Genomic DNA, 16,548 nt, shown 5'->3' with positions numbered 1-16,548 from the left:
ATGTCGATCGACCTGAAGCAGTTGAAGTATTTCCTCGCGGTGGCCGAAGAGAAAAGCTTCAGCCGCGCCGCCGAGCGCCTGCACATCTCGCAACCGCCGCTCTCGCAGCAGATCATGAAGCTGGAGAGCGAGCTGGGGGTGCGCCTGTTCGCGCGCACCACCCGCAGCTTCGAGCTGACGGTGGCCGGCAAGGCCTTCATGCAGGAAGCCTCGGACCTGCTGGGGCGGATGCGGATGGCGGTCGACACCATCCGCCAGATCGACCGCGGCGAGGTCGGGCGCCTGCGCGTGGGCATCGTCGGCTCGGCGATGTGGGGCCCGATACCCGGCCTGCTGGAACAGTTCCAGAGCCAGTTCCCGCGCGTGACCTGGACCATCCACGAACTCGGCCCGAACGAGCAGTGGGACGCCCTGCGCGGAAAACAGATCGACGTCGGCTTCTGGCGCGAGCCGAAGCGCGACGAGGACGAACTGAAGCACGCCGGCCTGCGCCAGGACCTGTGCTTCCAGGAGAACTACTGCGTGGCGGTGAACGTCCAGCATCCGCTGGCGCGCAAGGACCGCATCGAGCTCACCGACATCGCCGGCGAGCCGCTGCTGATCCTGCACCTGGACCAGTCGGCTGAGCCGCGCTACCTGATCCAGTGCTGCGTGAACGCCGGCTTCCAGCCGACCATCTTCCAGGAGGCGGCCGAGCCGCAGACCCTGCTGGCGATGGTGGGCGCGGGCCTGGGCGTGGCCCTGATGCCGGAGACCACCGGCCGGATCGGCTGGCCGGGCGTGCGCTTCCTGCCGATCAGGGACATTCCGCCGTCGGCGAACCTGTACATCACCTATCCGATCCAGGACGACGCGCCGGTGGTGCGGGCCTTCCTGAAGATCGTGAATCCGGAAGGCGAATCCTAGGAATCGATCCCGGTAGGGATAGGCTCCACTCAAGCCGGCGGACTGGCCGCATCCATCAGGTTCGTCCGCAGATTGACGATGGCCTTCTGCAGGGTCCGGAACTCTTCCGGGGTCAAGCCCGCGGCCCTGGCCGTGACCTCGCGGTAGTCGAAGGCTTTTTCCCGCAGCTGGCGTCCGGCCTCGGTCAGGGACACCCGCACGCTGCGCTCATCCTCCGCGTCGCGCTCGCGGCGCACATATCCCATCGCTTCCAGGCGCTTGAGCATCGGCGTGAGCGTGCTCGGCTCCAGGAACAGGTTTTCGCTGAGCCCCTTGACCGTCTGCCGGTCCTGTTCCCAAAGTGCGATGATGGTCACGTACTGGGGGTAAGTCAGCCCCAGCTGCTCCAGCACCGGCCGGTAGACGCGTGAATAGGCCAGGTTGGTCGAGTAAATGGCAAAGCACATGAAGTCGCCGAGTTTTGCGGCGTCCTTGCGCTTCCGATCGTCCTTGCTCATTTGACATCCCCGAAAAATAATTATCGCGATAACGATTATCGTACTTGAAAAGCGCGGAGGCTTCGTATAAATTTACGATCATAATAATTATCGTCATAAGTAATTCCAGAAAGTTCTCCTTCAACCGCCATCGGAGTCAAGCATGAGCAAGCACGACAAGCAGTCCAGCATCCGCAGCCTGGCAGCGGCAGCCGCCCTGGCCGCCGCATCCTTCGCCCTGCCCGGCGCGGCGCAAGCGGCAAGGCCGGCGCCCGGCTTCGCCTCGATCAAACAGGTGGACGCGGGCGTCCTGAATGTCGGCTACGTGGACGAAGGTCCGGCCACGGGTCCCGTCGTGATCCTCCTGCACGGCTGGCCCTACGACATCCACAGCTACGTCGACGTCGTGCCCCTGCTGACCAGGGCCGGCTATCGCGTGATCGTGCCCCACCTGCGCGGTTATGGCAGCACCCGCTTCCTCGACGCCCACGCCGTCCGCAACGGCGAACCGGCGGCGCTCGCGGCCGACGTGGTCGCGCTGATGGATGCGCTGAAGATCGACCGCGCCATCCTGGCCGGCTACGACTGGGGCGCGCGCACGGCGGACATCGTCGCCGCCCTGTGGCCGCAGCGCGTCAAGGGCCTGGTCTCGGTGAGCGGCTACCTGATCGGCAGCCAGGAAGCGGGAAGGCAGCCGCTGCCGCCYGCCGCGGAACAGCAGTGGTGGTACCAGTTCTACTTCGCCACCGAGCGCGGCCGGGTCGGCTACGAGAAGAACCGCCACGATTTCGCCAAACTGATCTGGCAGACCGCCTCGCCCCGCTGGCACTTCGACGACGCCACCTTCGAGCGCAGCGCCGCCTCGCTGGACAATCCGGACCACGCCGCCATCACGATCCACAACTACCGCTGGCGGCTCGGCCTGGCGGAGGGAGAAGCGAAATACGCGGGGCTGGAAGCCAGCCTTGCCGCATCGCCGGCCATCACGGTCCCGACGATCACCCTGGAGGGCGACGCCAACGGCGCGCCGCATCCGGAGCCGGCGGCTTACGCGAAGCGCTTCACCGGCAAGTACAGACATGAACTCATCCGCGGCGGCATCGGCCACAACCTGCCGCAGGAAGCGCCGCGCGCCTTCGCCGACGCCGTGATCGACGTCGACCATCTCTGAGACGGAGAGCAGACCCGCCATGTTCGAATTCAAACGCTTGCTGCGCCATCCCCTGCGTTGGCTGTCCGGCGCCGTCCTTGCAGCGGCCGCCGCCGGCGCCGCCTTCTCGATGATGATGCCGGCGGCCGGCGCGGCCGGCGCGGCCGATACCGGCTACCGCAGCGGCTTGCCGGTACTCGGCGCCCTGCCGCCGCTGGACGGCGCCGTGACCTGGCTGAACTCCCCTGCCCTCAGCGGCAAGGCTTTGCAGGGCAAGGTGGTGCTGGTCGATTTCTGGACCTATTCCTGCATCAACTGCATCCGCACCTTGCCCTACCTGCGCGCCTGGGAACGGAAATACCGTGACCAGGGCCTGGTCGTGGTCGGCGTCCACACGCCGGAGTTCGACTTCGAGAAGGAGATCGCGAACCTCAACCAGGCCCTTGCGCGCTTCATGATCGACTACCCGGTGGCCGTGGACAGCGACAGGCGCATCTGGACCGCCTTCCGCAACAACGCCTGGCCCGTGTTCTACATTGCCGACGCCCGCGGCCGGCTGCGCGCGCGTGTCGTCGGCGAAGGCAACTACGAGAAGACGGAACGCATCATCCAGTCCCTGCTGGCGGAAGCGGGCAAGGCCGGCGCGCCGGACACCCTCGTCACGCCGCGCGCCGCCGGCGAACAGTCCGCCCCCGACCTCGCGCACCTGGGGTCCGGCGAAACCTATGTAGGCTATGCGCAGGCGTCCAATCTGGCCGGTGGCGGGCAGCTCGAACGCGATGCGCCGCACGATTACGCGAGGACGGAGGTCGGATCGAACCAGTGGAGCCTCGTCGGCAACTGGACCGTCGGCGCCGAGCGCGCCCGCCTGAACCACGCGGACGGCAGCATCGTCCACCGCTTCAGTGCGCGCGACCTGCACCTGGTGCTGGGACCGGGACCCGGCGGCAAGCCGGTGCGCTTCCAGGTACGCATCGACGGCCGCGCGCCCGGAGCGGATCACGGTTCGGACACCGACGTCGACGGCAACGGCAGCATCGGCGATACGCGGCTCTACCAGCTCGTCAGGCAGTCCGGCGCCGTGAAGGAACACCTGTTCGAGATCCGCTTCCTCGACGCCGGCGCCAGCGCCTTCGCGTTCACCTTCGGCTAATCACCTTCGGCCGTGCAGTACGACCTGGTGGAGCAGGTGCAGGTGGGCGTGTTCAGGCCTTGAAGGGCGCGCACCTTGCCCGTTTTACAGCGAGGGCTTCACGGTTTCCTTTGCCTTGCGATCCGCCTGCACCAGTTCGGAAGGCCGGGGATCGTAAAGCTCGACCTTCGTCGACGTGATCCGGAGGCGGGCCCCGGCCGAGAGGCCACTATCGTCCTGGCACGCCGGACCGCCTGGCCACGATGGATGGGGGCTTTCGCACCACTCCGGGTCCGGTCCCATCTGGATGATGTTCGTCGGCTCGCCGTACTTGGCAATGGCGTTGGCGCGCAATGCCTTTACGTTGTCGTTATTCCAGGGCATTTCATAAATCACCCTTTCGACCACAATCGCGCCGCCTGGAATCGCCCGGACGTGGACCGAGGTTTTACCGGCCGGCGCTTCACAGTGCATATACAGCTTGTACTTTTTCCCTGGAAGGTAGGGATTCGGCTCGGCGAACGGTGTCACATCGAATTTGCCGTGGTCGCGCTGGCACTTCGCTTGCAAGGCGGCCGTGGCTTCGCTGGGGCTCATCCCCAGCCTGACACCGCCGAGATCGAAGGCCCTGACGTCCGTTGCCGATGCAAGGCCGCTCAAGAGCATCGCGGACAAGAATACTGCGGTTTTTTTCATCAATCTGATTCACGCTTGAAAAAGTTGCCTCAAGGAACATTCTAAGCGATGCAAGCGCGTAATATGTCGCCTATTGCTTACAGAACGATGAAAGGCCACACGTGCATACGAATCTGAGCGCTGCTCAATCCGACTTTCTCTACAATTTGTACCTGGTGCTGCGCGAAGCGCCGTTGTCGGTGCACGGACGTTACCGCACCTTCGAGACCGCCGCCGTCGATATGCGCCCCTGGCACGTCGAGGCCATTTCGCTCGATGCGCTCAGGCACCTGGTAAAAGAGCGCAAGCCAAAGGGACTCCGGCGCGGTCACAGGATGGCGCGCAAGGATCGTGGCAAACACTTGTTCGCCGAGGGCGCCCCGGTCATGACCAAGGACGAGATGCTGCACTTCTTCTTCGAAAACGACCTTGTCACCCTGGTCACCGGCCCCGAAAACGGAAAGGATGGCATTGCACATTGGTCGGCGCAGATTCCGGTACCGGAAGGCCGCCTGAAGGGCGGATCTTATTCCCCTCGCGTCAATCGCGAGGATCTGGACTGGGCTGAAGGCGAGCTGCGCCGTTATGTAGCTGGCCAGCTGGCCGCCGCGGCCTGACCGCTTTCGAGCCCGAGGCGGGTTCCCGGCGCACTCAATGCGTCGCCCCACCCGCCAGCGCCACGTCGGCGTCCACTGACAGCGCCACCTCGACCGCAATCCGCAAGCCCGCCACGACCTCCTCCAGTGCCATCGACGGCGTCGGTTCGGGCCAGGCCGCGGCCTGCTCGGGCAGGAAGGGCACGTGGATGAAACCGGCCTTCACGCCCTGGCCGCGCAGGTGGTGCATCAGCGCATAGAAGACGTGATTGCAGACGAAGGTGCCGGCGGTCTGCGACACGCCCGCCTTCAGGCCCTGCTCGCGCATCGCCGCCACCATGGCCTTGATCGGCAGGGTCGTGAAGTAAGCGGCCGGGCCGTCCGCGACGATCGGCGCGTCGATCGGCTGCTGTCCGGCGTTGTCGAGGAAGCGCGCGTCGTCGACGTTGATGGCGATGCGCTCCATCGAGATCTCCGGACGCCCGCCGGCCAGCCCCACCGCGATCGCGATGTCGGGGCGGACTTCGTCGACGAAGCCGAGCAGCGCCTCGGCGGCGCGGCCGAATACGCAGGGCAGCAGGCGCACCTCGACCTTGAAACCATCGCCGGACCAGCCCTCCAGCAGGCGCACGGCTTCCCATGCCGGGTTGATGGAGGCGCCGTTGAAGGGCTCGAATCCGGTGAGCAGGACAGTTTTCATGAGCTTATCGATACATCAGGAAGTAGAGCAGGACGATATTCGCCAGCAGCAACGGCAGCGCGGTCGGCAGCTGGGCCTTGATCACGGCGTTCTTGTCCGGCAGCTCGAGCAGGGCCGCCGGGACGATGTTGAAGTTGGCGGCCATCGGCGTCATCAGGGTGCCGCAATAGGCGCTGAACATGCCGATCGCCGCCATCACGGCCGGATTCGCATGATACACCCCGACCAGTATCGGAATCCCGATGCCGCCGGCGATGACCGGGAAGGCGGCGAAGCCGTTGCCCATCACGACCGTGAACAGCGCCATCCCGATGCAGAAGGCGGCGCAGGCGACCAGGCGCGAATCCATCGGAATATACGAGGTCGTGATGTAGGCCACGGCCTTGCCGACGCCGGCCTCGGAAAACAGCAGCCCGAGCACGGCCAGCATATGCGGCAGCACCACCGCCCAGCCCATCGCGTCGATCAGGCGGCGCGCCTCGCGCACGCCCTGCAGCGGCGTGGCGCGCGTCAGCCAGCAGGCCAGCGCCAGGGCCACGATGGAGCCGCAGCCCATGCTCACCAGGGTCAGGTTCTTCGGATCGAGCAGCGGCGCGCTGTAGGCTCCCAGGTCGATGCGTACGTCCTTCAGCAGGGTCGAGCCGATCATCGTCACCACCGGAATCGCGAGCGCCGGCACCAGCAGCCTGTGGCCGAGCCGGGCCGCGCTGGCGCGGCGCGCGTCTTCCGGCGGCGGATTCGCCTTCCCTCCCCGCACCAGGCCGACGCCCGCCACCAGCGCCATCGCGACCATGAGCAGGCCGGTGACGGCCGGCGGCGTGCGCCCGCCCGCCAGGTAGAGCAGCGCGTACAGGCCCCAGAACAGCGCGCTCGTGAAGCGGAGCGGATTGCTGCGGTCGCGCAGGTTCATGATGGCCGTGGCCGCGAACAGCAGGCCGACCAGCACGTAAAAATCGTCGAGCGCGAGGATCATTGCGTGACTCCGTCGGCCACGTGGCGCGGCCTGCCCGTGCAGCGCAGGATGCGGGCATCGAGCCGGCGCAGGTTCCAGGCGTGGATCAGGAAGGCCGTGACCGCGGTCGGGATGCCCCACATCGCCATGCGCAGGGGATCGACTTCGAGCCCTTCGGCGCGCAGGATGGTCTGCATCAGCACGATGGCGCCGAAGGCCACGAACACGTCTTCGCCGAAGAACAGGCCGACGTTGTCGGTGGCGGCGCTCATCGCGCGGATGCGCTGGCGCATCGCCTCGTCCAGGTTGGCGCCGCGCGCTTCGGCGGCCGCCTCGGCCATCGGCGCCAGCAGCGGCCTCACCATGTTCGGATGACCGCCGAGGCTGGTCAGGCCAAAGGCGGCGGCGAGTTCGCGCACCAGCAGGTAGACCGTCAGCAGGCGCCCGGTGGTGGCGGAGCGGATCTTCGCGATGCTGGCCTGGGCGTGCTCGCGCAGCCCGGCGCGCTCGAGCAGGCCGATCGCGGCCAGCGGCAGCAGCAATATCAAGGGCAGGTTGCGGGTCTTGACGAAAGCGGTGCCGAGCGATTCCAGCAGGTGGACGAGGGACAGGCCGCCGGCCAGCCCGGTCACGCCGCAGGCGGCGATCACGACCAGCACCGGATTGGCGCGCAGCAGGAATCCGGCGACGACAACGGCAATGCCGAGCAGCGGCCACAGGTTGACAGCGGTGTGCATGGGTCTCCGTATGGATTTTTTTATCGTGGAGATATTACCTCAGCATAGGGCGCGTCCAACGAATGGATGAGATCCGCCATCGCAGCCCGCGCCGCCGTGGCTTTTACATCGGAAGAACGGCCACTGCATGAACGCGCCACTCCCGCATTGCGTGTGCACATGACAAGGCGGCGCCCACCCGCTATGCTCGGTGGGTCATCCAAGGGAGGCAGCCATGAATTCGCTATTACGCAGAGTCTCGCTGCTGGCCGCGCTCGGCCTCGCCAGTTGCGGCGGCGACATCGGCATCGGCATCGGGGTCGTCTGGCACGACGGTCCCCAGTACCCGTGGCCCAACCACCCCGACTGGCCCAGCTGGCCCGACCGGCCGCAGGGCGCGACCGGACTCTTCCCCATTGCCGGGGACGTCTGCGGCGTCTGCGGCGGTTCGAAGGACGGCACCGGGTCGGCGGCCCGCTTCAATGCGCCGGAAGRCATCGCCGCCGACACCGCCGGCAACCTGTATGTGGCGGAGCCGGCCAGCGCGACCGTCCGCAAGGTCACGCCCCAGGGCGCGGTCACGACCCTGGCCGGCGCCCTCGGCGCGGTCGGCTATGCGGACGCCAACGGCGGCGCGGCGCGCTTCAACGGACCGAGCCGGCTGGCGGCGGATTCCCAGGGCAATGTGTATGTGACCGACACCGGCAACTCGGTGGTGCGCAAGATCACGGCGGCCGGCCTGACCGGCACGGTGGCCGGCAACGGCACCTGCGGCAGCGTCGACGGGCGCACGACGTCCGCCCAGTTCTGCAATCCGAAGGGCATTGCGCTGGACCGCCGCGGCAATCTGTGGATCGCGGATACCGGCAACCACACGGTGCGCCGCATCGATATCGACGGCAAGGTCAGCACCGTGGCCGGCTCGCCGGGCGTGTGCGGCAGCGCGGACGGGCGCGGCGGCGCAGCCCGCTTCTGCAATCCGCAGGACGTCGGCGTCGACGAATGGGACAACGTCTATGTGGTCGACACCGGCAATTCGACCGTCCGCATGATCAAGACCGACGGGACGGTATCGACCCTGGCGGGCCAGGCCGGCCAGTGCGGGGCGGTGGACGGCAGCAGCACCGTGTCGCGGCTGTGCGCGCCGAGCGGCATCGCGGTCGAGGGCAACGACTTGTATATCGCGGACACCGGCAACGCCACCATCCGCAGGATCAACCTCGACAACGTGACCAGCACGGTGGCGGGCGTGGCCGGCCGCCAGGGCATCCAGCTGGGCGCCCTGCCCGGCGGCCTGGACCGGCCGATCGGGGTAGCGCGCGCACCGGACGGCTCGTTCGCGCTCACGACCCATAACCTGGTCGTGAAGCTGCTGCCGGCGAAATAAGTTTTACTCGGGCCGGACAGGATTGCTGGCATCCTTGCCCACCACCGTGGTCCAGGGACGCACGCGCCAGCTCGTCACCAGGCCCTGGACGACGTAGGGGTCGGTCTTGGCGAAGCGTTCGGCGACTTCCGGCGAGTCGCCGCTGAACAGCAGGACGGCGGTGTCGGCCGGATCGGCCAGGGCGCCGGCGATCACGAGTTCGCCGCGCTGCTCGGCCTCCCAGGCCAGTTTCAGGTGTTCGTTGCGGAATTCGCCGCGGCGCGCCAGGTAATCGGGCGCCAGTTCATACATCAGCAGGTAGTGCACGGAGTCTCCCAGACATGGATTCGACAAGACCGGGGCATCTTAACGCATCCCAATGCGGGCCGGCCGGAGGCTGGCAGCATGGCGCCCATGAAACGACATCACATCACACTGGGCGCACGCACGACGGCCGACGGCGTCGTCACCTCGGCCTCGAGCTTCATGTCGATCGACGGCGCCCGCATCGCCCTCGAAGGCGATGAGATCAGCTGCCATGGCTGCGGCGGCACCGGCACCATCCAGTGCACCGGGCCGCGCACGCAAGAGCGCTTCAACGACAGGCTGGTGGCGCTGGAGGGTGACCTGTGCATCTGCAACTGCGCGACGCCGCCGACACTCCTCCCCAGCCAGGGCTCGCGCTACCAGACGGTCGAGGACACGGCGGCCTGAGCAGGCCCTGCCCTGTAGCTTTGCGCCAGCCATGCTATCGTTGCGACATGGCAACGTCGCTTGGGTAATTACTCCGCTTCTATGGCTTTGTACCTCAGCGCACAGAACGTTTCAGGATGGCAGAGGTAGACTAGTAGCATGGACACCAGGAAAAAAGTAGCGGCAGGGATGGCTGGCTTTGCCAGCATGCTGTGGCTGGGCCTCACGGCTGCGGTCGCGGCCAACCAGCGCCGCCTCGTGTTCAATCCTACCGTCGAGCGCGAAGTCAAAAGCCCGCGCAGCAGCGGCCACCGCACCCGTCCCGTGGTGTTGCGCGCCGCCGACGGCACCCGTCTCTGCGGCTGGCTGATGACCCCGCAGATCCCTGGCCCGCATCCGGCCGTCGTCTATTTCGGTGGCCGCTCCGAGGAAGTCTCCTGGGTGGTGCGCGATGCCGGCAAGCTCTTCCCCAACATGGCCGTGCTGGCCGTGAATTACCGCGGCTACGGCGATTCGCATGGCGACCCGGACGAGATCCACATGGTCGAAGACGGCTGCATGCTGTTCGACTGGATGGCCGCACGCGCCCACGTGGACGCACGCCGCATCGCCGTGGTCGGTCGCAGCCTGGGTTCCGGCGTCGCCGTGCAGGTGGCGAAGGAGCGTCCGGCGCATTCGGTGGTCCTGATCACGCCCTACGATTCGATCCTGGCGATCGCCAAGCGCAAGTTCCGCGTGATGCCGATCGAGTACATGCTGCGCCACCGCTTCGAGTCGATCAAATATGCGCCCGCCCTGAAGGCGCCGACTTATGTATTGCGCGCGGAAAGCGACGACGTGGTGCCGCATTCGCATACCGACCAGCTGGTGGCCAAGCTGGCCCAGTTGTGCGGAGACGACATCGTGCCCGGCTCGGACCACATGGACATCCCCTACCTGGAAGGCACCCAGAGCCGCATCGCCGGCTTCCTGAGCTCCCAGTTCGCCAAACCGCTGGAACAGGCCGCGGCGGCGGGTAGTCGCGCGCCTGACGCGGCGCCGGCAAGCGCCGCATCGAGCGCGCCGATTCCGGCGCCTGTCATCGCCTCCGTCGCTACCGATGGCGCGCCGGCGCCTCTCATTCCCGCTCCCGTCGCGGCGATTGCCGTCACGGCCACCCTCCTTCCCAACCCGGCCGATGCCATCCCGCTGCCCGCCATGGACGCCAGTCCCAACCTGGCCGCACTGCCGATCCAGGTAGCCGTCAAGTAAGCGACAGTAAGCGACAAGCCGGCGCGCATCAGCCTCGGCCAGCCTTTCGCAGCTGTCAAGACGTGTGGTTTTCTGCAAGAAACCACCGAAAAGTGGCACTATTTATATTTCCAGTAAATAAATTGCGAAGTAAAATCGTATTTGCCACGAATAAACAGACTGATGCATAGTTAAACGTCAAGGACGAATACGATGCTCAACCGCGTGGCCGACTCTCCGGTCTTGCCCGCCTCGGCCAGATTACACAATCGACACCACAGGATTCAACAAGGTTTGACACAGTCCGCGAGGAGACCCGCGGATGGCTGGTCCTTGCTTTGCCGCGTAGCGCGCAAGCTTGCAGGTCCTTCCAGATTCAGGAAAAACAGATGAAATTCAAGCAACTCAGTCTGGCGATCGCGGCACTCTGCATCAGCGCCAGCGCATCGGCCGACATCGCCGGCGCCAAGCTGGCCATCGTCTATGACGCCGGCGGCAAGTTCGACAAGTCCTTCAACCAGTCGGCGGCCGAAGGCGTGACGCGCTTCACGAAGGAAACCGGCATCAAGGTGTTCGAAGCCCAGGCAAACTACGACACCCAGGCCGAGCAGGTGCTGCGCGCCCTCGCGCGCAAGAAGCTGACCCTGATCGTGTCGATCGGCTTTTCCCAGACCCAGCCGGTGCAGAAGATCGCCGCCGAATACCCGAACGTCCATTTCGTCATCATCGACGGCAATGCCCAGGGCAAGAACGTCAACTCCGTGCTGTTCAAGGAACAGGAAGGTTCCTATCTGGTCGGCGTGGCCGCCGCCATGGCGTCCAGGACCAAGACCATCAGCTTCGTYGGCGGCATGGACATTCCGCTGATCCGCGCTTTCGCCTGCGGTTACGTGCAGGGCGCCCGGTCGATCGTCCCGAAGATCCCGGTCCTGCAGAACATGGTCGGCACCACCAGCGCGGCCTGGAACGACCCGGCCAAGGGCGGCGAACTGGCGCGCGCGCAATTCGACCGCGGCTCCGACGTCGTGTTCGCGGTGGCCGGCGGCTCCGGCATGGGCGCCCTCCAGATGGCCAAGGAAAAGGGCAAGCTGGCGATCGGCGTCGACTCGAACCAGAACTACCTGTATCCGGGCACCATGCTGAGCTCGATGGTCAAGCGCGTCGACAACGCCGCCTACGACGCCTTCATGAAGGCGAAGAACGGCCAGTTCACCTCCGGCATCACGTATGAGGGACTGAAGGAAGGCGGCGTCGACTGGGCGCTCGACAAATACAACCGGGCCCTCATCACGCCCGAGATCGAGAAGCGCGTGCTCGCCGCCAAGGACGACATCATCAGCGGCAAGATCAAGGTGGTCGACTACCGCGCGTCGAATTCGTGCCCGCAGTAGGCGAATGTTTGTTTTACGTAGGAAGCGCGCCGCGCCGGCCTGAAACCGGCGCGGCGCGCTTTTGAATGAATGCTTTCCATAATTACTTTGTCTAACGAAAACGGATCGCTATGCATCCAGCCGTAGAATTCCGCAATATCAGCAAAGCCTTCGGGGCGGTACAGGCGAATGCCGATGTCAGCTTCTCGATCGCCAAGGGTTCGATCCATGGTGTGATCGGTGAAAACGGCGCCGGCAAGTCGACCCTGATGAGCATCCTGTACGGCTACTACAATGCCGACAGCGGCCAGGTCCTGATCGACGGCCAGGCGCAGGATATCCGCACCAGTAACGAAGCGATCGCCCTCGGCATCGGCATGGTGCACCAGCACTTCATGCTGGTCGAGAACATGACGGTGCTCGACAACGTCATGCTCGGCAACGAGGGCGGCTTCAAGCTGTCCGCGCACCGCGCCGGGGTCGAGGCGAAGCTGCGCGAGATCTGCGAACGCTACCGCCTCGACGTCGATCCGCTGGCCACCGTCCACGACCTGTCCGTGGGCGCCCAGCAGCGCGTCGAGATCCTCAAGCAGATCTACCGCAGCGCCAACATCCTGATCCTGGACGAGCCCACCGCCGTCCTGACCGCCCAGGAAACCGCCTCGCTGTTCGAGATCCTGCGGCTGTTCAAGGAACAGGGCAAGACCATCATCCTGATCACCCACAAGCTGCAGGAGATCATGGAGATCACCGACGAGGTGACGGTGATGCGTGCCGGCCGCGTGGTCGGCGCCGTCAAGACCCCGGAGACCTCGAAGGAACAGCTGGCCAACATGATGGTCGGCCGTCCGATCCAGAGCGAGCTGCCGCGCGCGCCCTACAATCCGGGTGCCGAAGTGCTGAAGGTCTCGAACGTCCAGCTGAAGGACGCCAACGGCGTCGCGCTGCTGTCGGACATCGACTTCACGCTGCGCGCAGGCGAAGTGGTGGCGATCGCCGGCGTGTCCGGCAACGGCCAGAGCGAGCTGCTCGAGATCCTGTCCGGCATGCGCCTGCCGACTTCCGGCAGGGTCGAGTTCCTGGGCCAGGACCTGCCCTACGCCGGCCGCGCGAACGCCGACGGCCTGCCGGCCACCTTCCGCAAGCTGGGCATCGGCCACGTGCCGGAAGACCGCCTGCGCGACGGCGTGATCAAGGATTTCTCGGTCATGCAGAACACCGTGTTCGGCTACCAGGACCACGTCAAGAACCGCTGGGGCCTGTTCGACTTCAGGAAGATCGCCCAGCGCTGCGCCGGCCTGATGCAGGCCTTCGACGTCCGTCCGAACAATCCGGACCTGCGCATCGGCCTGCTCTCGGGCGGCAACCAGCAGAAGGTCGTGATCGCGCGCGAAGTCGCGGCCAGGCCGAAGATGATGCTGGTCGGCCAGCCGACCCGCGGCGTCGACATCGGCACCATCGAGAGCATCCACACCCAGCTGCTGCGCCTGCGCGACGAGGGCGTGGCCATCCTGCTGTCCTCGGTGGAACTGGAAGAAGTGCGCGCGCTCGCCGACCGCATCCTGGTGATGTCCGGCGGCCGCATCACCGGCATCCTGCCGATCGATGAATTCGACACTACCCGCATCGGCCTGCTGATGGGCGGCTTGCACAAGTCCTGACGGTAAGAGACATGAAAAAGACTGAACTCCCTCGCTGGGCCACGGGTTTCGCCCTCCCCATCCTGAACCTGCTGTCGGCGCTGCTGGTGGCGGGCCTGGTCATCCACCTGCTCGGCGAAAGCCCGTCGGAATCGCTGCACATCCTGATCGACAGCGCGATCCTCGATCCGGAAGGCCTGGGCTACACCCTGTTCTATGCCTCGACCTTCATCTTCGCCGGCCTCGCGGTGTCGATCGCGATGCAGGCCGGCCTGTTCAACATCGGCGCCGAAGGCCAGATGTATGTCGGCGGCCTCGGTCTCACGCTGGCCGTGCTGGCCTTCGATGCCCACCTGCCGGGCTGGCTGATGATCCCGGTCGCGATGATCGGCGCCGCCCTGTTCGGCGCGCTGTGGTCCTTCCTGCCTGGCTACCTGCAGGCCAAGCGCGGCAGCCACGTGGTGGTCACGACCATCATGTTCAACTTCATCGCCGCCAGCCTGATGAACTACGTGATCCTGAAGATGATCCCGGAAGGCCAGCAGAACCCGGCCTCGCGCGTGTTCGCCGACAGCGCCTCGCTGCCGCTGCTGAACAAGATCTTCCCCGTGTTCGGCGACACCCCGCTGAACATCAGCTTCCTGCTGGCGATCGCCGCACTGGTCGTGTATGGCGTGATCGTCTGGCGCTCGTCGTGGGGCTACAAGCTGCGCGCGACCGGCCTGAATACCCACGCCGCGCACTACGCCGGCGTGCGGATCGACCGCATGATCATCGTCACCATGCTGGCTTCGGGCGCACTGGCCGGCCTGGGCGCGGTCAATTCGGTGATGGGCTCGACCCACTACCTGTCGCTGAACTTCCCGGCCGGCGCCGGCTTCGTCGGCATCGCGATCGCGCTGATGGGGCGCCAGCACCCGGTTGGCATCTTCCTGTCGTCGGTGCTGTTCGGCGCCCTGATCCAGGGCGGCTTCGACCTGTCGCTCGAGAAGCCGAACATCCCCCAGGAGACCTTCATCTTCATCCAGGGCCTGATCATCCTGTTCTGCGGTGCGATGGAGAATTTCTACGCGCCGGCGCTCCTGAAACTGATCAACCTGACCCGCACCAGCAAGGAAGCATAAATGGAAGACTTTCACATCGCCAGCATCGTGGTGTCCATGATCCGCAACGCGCCGGTGCTGATGTTCGCCGCAATGGCGGGCCTGTTCGCCGAACGTTCCGGCGTGGTCGACATCGGCCTCGAAGGCAAGATCCTGGCCTCGGCCTTCGTCTCGGCCTCGGTCGCCTACGTCACCCAGAGCCCGTGGCTCGGCATCCTGGCCGGCGTCGGCGTATCAAGCGCCCTGGCCATGGTCCAGGCCTTCGTCTCGATCACCCAGAAGGGCAACCAGCTGGTGTGCGGCATCGCGATCAACATCGCCATGAGCGGCCTGACCTTCGTGCTCGCCCAGTTCTTCTTCCATGAAGGCGGCCGCACGCCGGACCTGCGCGAGGCGCGCCTGTTCGACGTCACCCTGCCCGGCACCGAGCTGCTTTCCAACATCCCATTCATCGGCTGGCTGTACGGCCACGTGATCGGCGGCCAGTCGGTGCTGGTCTACGTCGCCTTCCTGCTGGTGCCGGTGGTGCACTGGACGATCTACCACAGCCGCTTCGGCCTGCGCCTGCGCGCCTGCGGCGAGAACCCGCACGCCGCCGACGCCGCCGGCGTCTCGGTCGAGCGCACCCGCTACCTGGCGATGCTGGTGGCCGGCGTGCTGTGCTCGTTCTCGGGCGCCTATCTCGCCATCGTCCAGAGCGGCTTCTTCCTGCGCGACATGTCGGCCGGCGCCGGCTACCTGGCCCTGTCGACCCTGGTGTTCGGCAACTGGCGTCCGCTGCACACCGTGCTGGGCTGCCTGATGTTCGGCCTGTTCGGCGCGATCCAGATCCAGCTCGAAGGCGTCGAGCTGCCGGTCGTGGGCAGCATCCCGGGCTCGCTGGTGCAGATGATCCCGTATGTGGTGACCGTGATCGTGCTGGCCGGCCTGATGGCCAAGTCGGTGGCGCCGAAGGCGATCGGCAAGCCGTTCGTCAAGTCGCGCTGATCACTCGGCGCTGCGCGCTCGTTCCTGCGAGCGCGCGAAGGTCCACGCAAATCCGATACCGGCCGATGTGCCGGTATTTTTTTTCATCAGCGGACTGTCCTGGTTCGCCGCGCCCGAGTAGGTTTCATAGCGGACGAAGCCGAACATCCTCAGGTCGGGGTTCAGGCGGTAGGTGCCGAACAGCCCGGTGCGCACCAGCAGCAGGCCGCTGTCCGCCTTGTAGGCCGGCCGCTCGACGGTCGCATACTGCGGCTGCACTTCATAGAAATAACGGTTGATGCGGCCGTCGCCGAACACGGCGCCGAGCTGGGCTTCCATGGTCCAGCGCGCGGCTTCGCCACGCTTCTCCCACACCAGGCGCGGCTCCATGGTCCAGCCCTGGCGCCGCAGCCCGCCACGAGCCTCGATCACGGCGCGCAGCGGCAGTTCGAAACGCAGCCTGCCGCGCTCGCCGAGGTCGGCGAACTTGTATTTCACGCGCGGGCCGAACTCGACCAGGGTGCCGAGGTCGGGCATGCCGCGCCGCGCCTCGACGTCCTTCGAATGCGCGGGCAGCGAGCCGGCGAAGCCGACGTCGAATTCCACCTTGTCGGTGTTCACCAGGCGCGCGCCGATGCCGTTCTGGTCGGCGCGGAAGACCTTGCCGCGGTAGATCAGGTAAGGCAGGGCCAGGCCGCGGTTCGAGCGGTCGTCGGCACCCGGATAGGCTGGCGTGCTGAAGGCGGCGGCGCCGATGCCGGCTTCCCACAGCGGCAGGTCGCGTTCTTGAGGCTGAGCCTGGGCGGCGGCGATGCCGGGCAGGATGGAGGCGGCCGCGAGGGCCAGGAGGGATAGTTTGTGCATGGGCGCCATTTTA

18 protein-coding genes are annotated in these 16,548 nt (G+C 66.0%); 11 read left to right on the top strand and 7 right to left on the bottom strand.

Annotation, left to right across the window (positions count from 1 at the left end; all coding sequences use genetic code 11):
* Entirely contained in the window at positions 1-906 is a 906-nt protein-coding gene (locus tag AC1DIX_RS13175) for a LysR family transcriptional regulator (protein WP_477324815.1), read from the top strand.
* A gap of 29 nt (positions 907-935) precedes the next feature.
* Here AC1DIX_RS13175 and AC1DIX_RS13170 read toward each other — a convergent pair whose 3' ends face one another.
* Positions 936-1,403 carry a MarR family winged helix-turn-helix transcriptional regulator gene (locus tag AC1DIX_RS13170; RefSeq protein ID WP_477324813.1) on the bottom strand — a complete coding sequence of 156 codons (468 nt, stop codon included), beginning with the start codon at positions 1,401-1,403 and terminating at the stop codon, positions 936-938.
* A gap of 142 nt (positions 1,404-1,545) precedes the next feature.
* Here AC1DIX_RS13170 and AC1DIX_RS13165 point away from each other — a divergent pair, with 142 nt between their 5' ends.
* Together AC1DIX_RS13165 and AC1DIX_RS13160 are read left to right on the top strand one after the other, a co-directional pair.
* Entirely contained in the window at positions 1,546-2,553 is a 1,008-nt protein-coding gene (locus tag AC1DIX_RS13165; protein WP_477324811.1) for an alpha/beta fold hydrolase, read from the top strand.
* A gap of 19 nt (positions 2,554-2,572) precedes the next feature.
* Complete coding sequence (locus AC1DIX_RS13160; protein ID WP_477324809.1) at positions 2,573-3,685, top strand: thioredoxin family protein; 1,113 nt, start codon at positions 2,573-2,575, stop codon at positions 3,683-3,685.
* An 84-nt stretch (positions 3,686-3,769) separates the two neighbouring features.
* Here the strand turns inward: AC1DIX_RS13160 and AC1DIX_RS13155 are convergent, their stop codons facing one another.
* Positions 3,770-4,360 (bottom strand): hypothetical protein, encoded by a 591-nt coding sequence (locus tag AC1DIX_RS13155; protein WP_477324807.1) that lies wholly within the window; start codon positions 4,358-4,360, stop codon positions 3,770-3,772.
* Between the two features lie 101 nt (positions 4,361-4,461).
* On the opposite strand from AC1DIX_RS13155, the gene AC1DIX_RS13150 reads away from it, so the two are divergent.
* Complete coding sequence (locus tag AC1DIX_RS13150) at positions 4,462-4,956, top strand: hypothetical protein (RefSeq protein WP_477324805.1); 495 nt, start codon at positions 4,462-4,464, stop codon at positions 4,954-4,956.
* 34 nt (positions 4,957-4,990) lie between these two features.
* Here AC1DIX_RS13150 and pcp read toward each other — a convergent pair whose 3' ends face one another.
* From pcp to AC1DIX_RS13135, 3 genes are read right to left on the bottom strand one after another with little or no spacing between them, the layout of a single operon-like run.
* A complete protein-coding gene (gene pcp / locus AC1DIX_RS13145) occupies positions 4,991-5,635 on the bottom strand; it encodes a pyroglutamyl-peptidase I (protein WP_477324803.1) in 645 nt (214 codons plus the stop codon).
* A gap of 4 nt (positions 5,636-5,639) precedes the next feature.
* A complete protein-coding gene (locus AC1DIX_RS13140) occupies positions 5,640-6,608 on the bottom strand; it encodes a DUF979 domain-containing protein (RefSeq protein WP_477324801.1) in 969 nt (322 codons plus the stop codon).
* Positions 6,605-7,324: a DUF969 domain-containing protein gene (locus AC1DIX_RS13135; protein WP_442122284.1), complete on the bottom strand. Its 720-nt coding sequence runs from the start codon at positions 7,322-7,324 to the stop codon at positions 6,605-6,607. Before AC1DIX_RS13135 ends, AC1DIX_RS13140 begins: the two co-directional genes overlap by 4 nt.
* A gap of 214 nt (positions 7,325-7,538) precedes the next feature.
* Between AC1DIX_RS13135 and AC1DIX_RS13130 the strand changes: the two genes are divergently transcribed.
* On the top strand, positions 7,539-8,690 hold the full coding sequence (locus AC1DIX_RS13130; protein ID WP_477324799.1) for an NHL domain-containing protein: 1,152 nt from the start codon (positions 7,539-7,541) through the stop codon (positions 8,688-8,690).
* 3 nt (positions 8,691-8,693) lie between these two features.
* On the opposite strand, the gene AC1DIX_RS13125 is transcribed toward AC1DIX_RS13130, so the two are convergent.
* Positions 8,694-8,996, bottom strand: a complete 303-nt coding sequence (locus AC1DIX_RS13125) for a YciI-like protein (protein WP_477324797.1) — start codon at positions 8,994-8,996, stop codon at positions 8,694-8,696.
* A gap of 87 nt (positions 8,997-9,083) precedes the next feature.
* Here AC1DIX_RS13125 and AC1DIX_RS13120 point away from each other — a divergent pair, with 87 nt between their 5' ends.
* The 6 genes from AC1DIX_RS13120 to AC1DIX_RS13095 all read left to right on the top strand — a co-directional run bounded on the left by AC1DIX_RS13120 (position 9,084) and on the right by AC1DIX_RS13095 (position 15,692).
* On the top strand, positions 9,084-9,383 hold the full coding sequence (locus AC1DIX_RS13120) for a PAAR domain-containing protein (protein ID WP_477324795.1): 300 nt from the start codon (positions 9,084-9,086) through the stop codon (positions 9,381-9,383).
* Between the two features lie 168 nt (positions 9,384-9,551).
* Complete coding sequence (locus AC1DIX_RS13115; protein WP_442122280.1) at positions 9,552-10,613, top strand: alpha/beta hydrolase; 1,062 nt, start codon at positions 9,552-9,554, stop codon at positions 10,611-10,613.
* Positions 10,614-10,981: 368 nt separating this feature from the next.
* Positions 10,982-11,983, top strand: coding sequence for a BMP family lipoprotein (locus tag AC1DIX_RS13110; RefSeq protein ID WP_442122279.1), 1,002 nt, complete (start codon positions 10,982-10,984; stop codon positions 11,981-11,983).
* A gap of 110 nt (positions 11,984-12,093) precedes the next feature.
* Entirely contained in the window at positions 12,094-13,623 is a 1,530-nt protein-coding gene (locus tag AC1DIX_RS13105; protein ID WP_477324793.1) for an ABC transporter ATP-binding protein, read from the top strand.
* A gap of 11 nt (positions 13,624-13,634) precedes the next feature.
* Positions 13,635-14,726 carry an ABC transporter permease gene (locus AC1DIX_RS13100; protein WP_442122277.1) on the top strand — a complete coding sequence of 364 codons (1,092 nt, stop codon included), beginning with the start codon at positions 13,635-13,637 and terminating at the stop codon, positions 14,724-14,726.
* Positions 14,727-15,692 (top strand): ABC transporter permease, encoded by a 966-nt coding sequence (locus AC1DIX_RS13095; protein ID WP_477249981.1) that lies wholly within the window; start codon positions 14,727-14,729, stop codon positions 15,690-15,692.
* Here the strand turns inward: AC1DIX_RS13095 and AC1DIX_RS13090 are convergent, their stop codons facing one another.
* Entirely contained in the window at positions 15,693-16,535 is an 843-nt protein-coding gene (locus AC1DIX_RS13090; protein WP_477324791.1) for a MipA/OmpV family protein, read from the bottom strand.
* Between the last annotated feature and the right edge of the window lie 13 nt (positions 16,536-16,548).

This window comes from Massilia sp. 05N420 (assembly GCF_056397205.1).
The sequence above is the reverse complement of the archived record's forward strand: the minus strand, read 5'-3'. Positions and strand labels throughout refer to the sequence as shown.

Excerpts from the sequence above, each read along its gene's own strand:
- AC1DIX_RS13175 (WP_477324815.1), top strand. The coding sequence starts at position 1 with ATGTCGATCGACCTGAAGCAGTTGAAGTATTTCCTCGCGGTGGCCGAA.
- AC1DIX_RS13135 (WP_442122284.1), bottom strand. The coding sequence starts at position 7,324 with ATGCACACCGCTGTCAACCTGTGGCCGCTGCTCGGCATTGCCGTTGTC.
- AC1DIX_RS13100 (WP_442122277.1), top strand. The coding sequence starts at position 13,635 with ATGAAAAAGACTGAACTCCCTCGCTGGGCCACGGGTTTCGCCCTCCCC.
- AC1DIX_RS13170 (WP_477324813.1), bottom strand. The coding sequence starts at position 1,403 with ATGAGCAAGGACGATCGGAAGCGCAAGGACGCCGCAAAACTCGGCGAC.
- AC1DIX_RS13090 (WP_477324791.1), bottom strand. The coding sequence starts at position 16,535 with ATGCACAAACTATCCCTCCTGGCCCTCGCGGCCGCCTCCATCCTGCCC.
- AC1DIX_RS13115 (WP_442122280.1), top strand. The coding sequence starts at position 9,552 with ATGGCTGGCTTTGCCAGCATGCTGTGGCTGGGCCTCACGGCTGCGGTC.
- AC1DIX_RS13155 (WP_477324807.1), bottom strand. The coding sequence starts at position 4,360 with ATGAAAAAAACCGCAGTATTCTTGTCCGCGATGCTCTTGAGCGGCCTT.
- AC1DIX_RS13160 (WP_477324809.1), top strand. The coding sequence starts at position 2,573 with ATGTTCGAATTCAAACGCTTGCTGCGCCATCCCCTGCGTTGGCTGTCC.
- AC1DIX_RS13105 (WP_477324793.1), top strand. The coding sequence starts at position 12,094 with ATGCATCCAGCCGTAGAATTCCGCAATATCAGCAAAGCCTTCGGGGCG.
- AC1DIX_RS13095 (WP_477249981.1), top strand. The coding sequence starts at position 14,727 with ATGGAAGACTTTCACATCGCCAGCATCGTGGTGTCCATGATCCGCAAC.
- AC1DIX_RS13120 (WP_477324795.1), top strand. The coding sequence starts at position 9,084 with ATGAAACGACATCACATCACACTGGGCGCACGCACGACGGCCGACGGC.
- pcp (WP_477324803.1), bottom strand. The coding sequence starts at position 5,635 with ATGAAAACTGTCCTGCTCACCGGATTCGAGCCCTTCAACGGCGCCTCC.
- AC1DIX_RS13140 (WP_477324801.1), bottom strand. The coding sequence starts at position 6,608 with ATGATCCTCGCGCTCGACGATTTTTACGTGCTGGTCGGCCTGCTGTTC.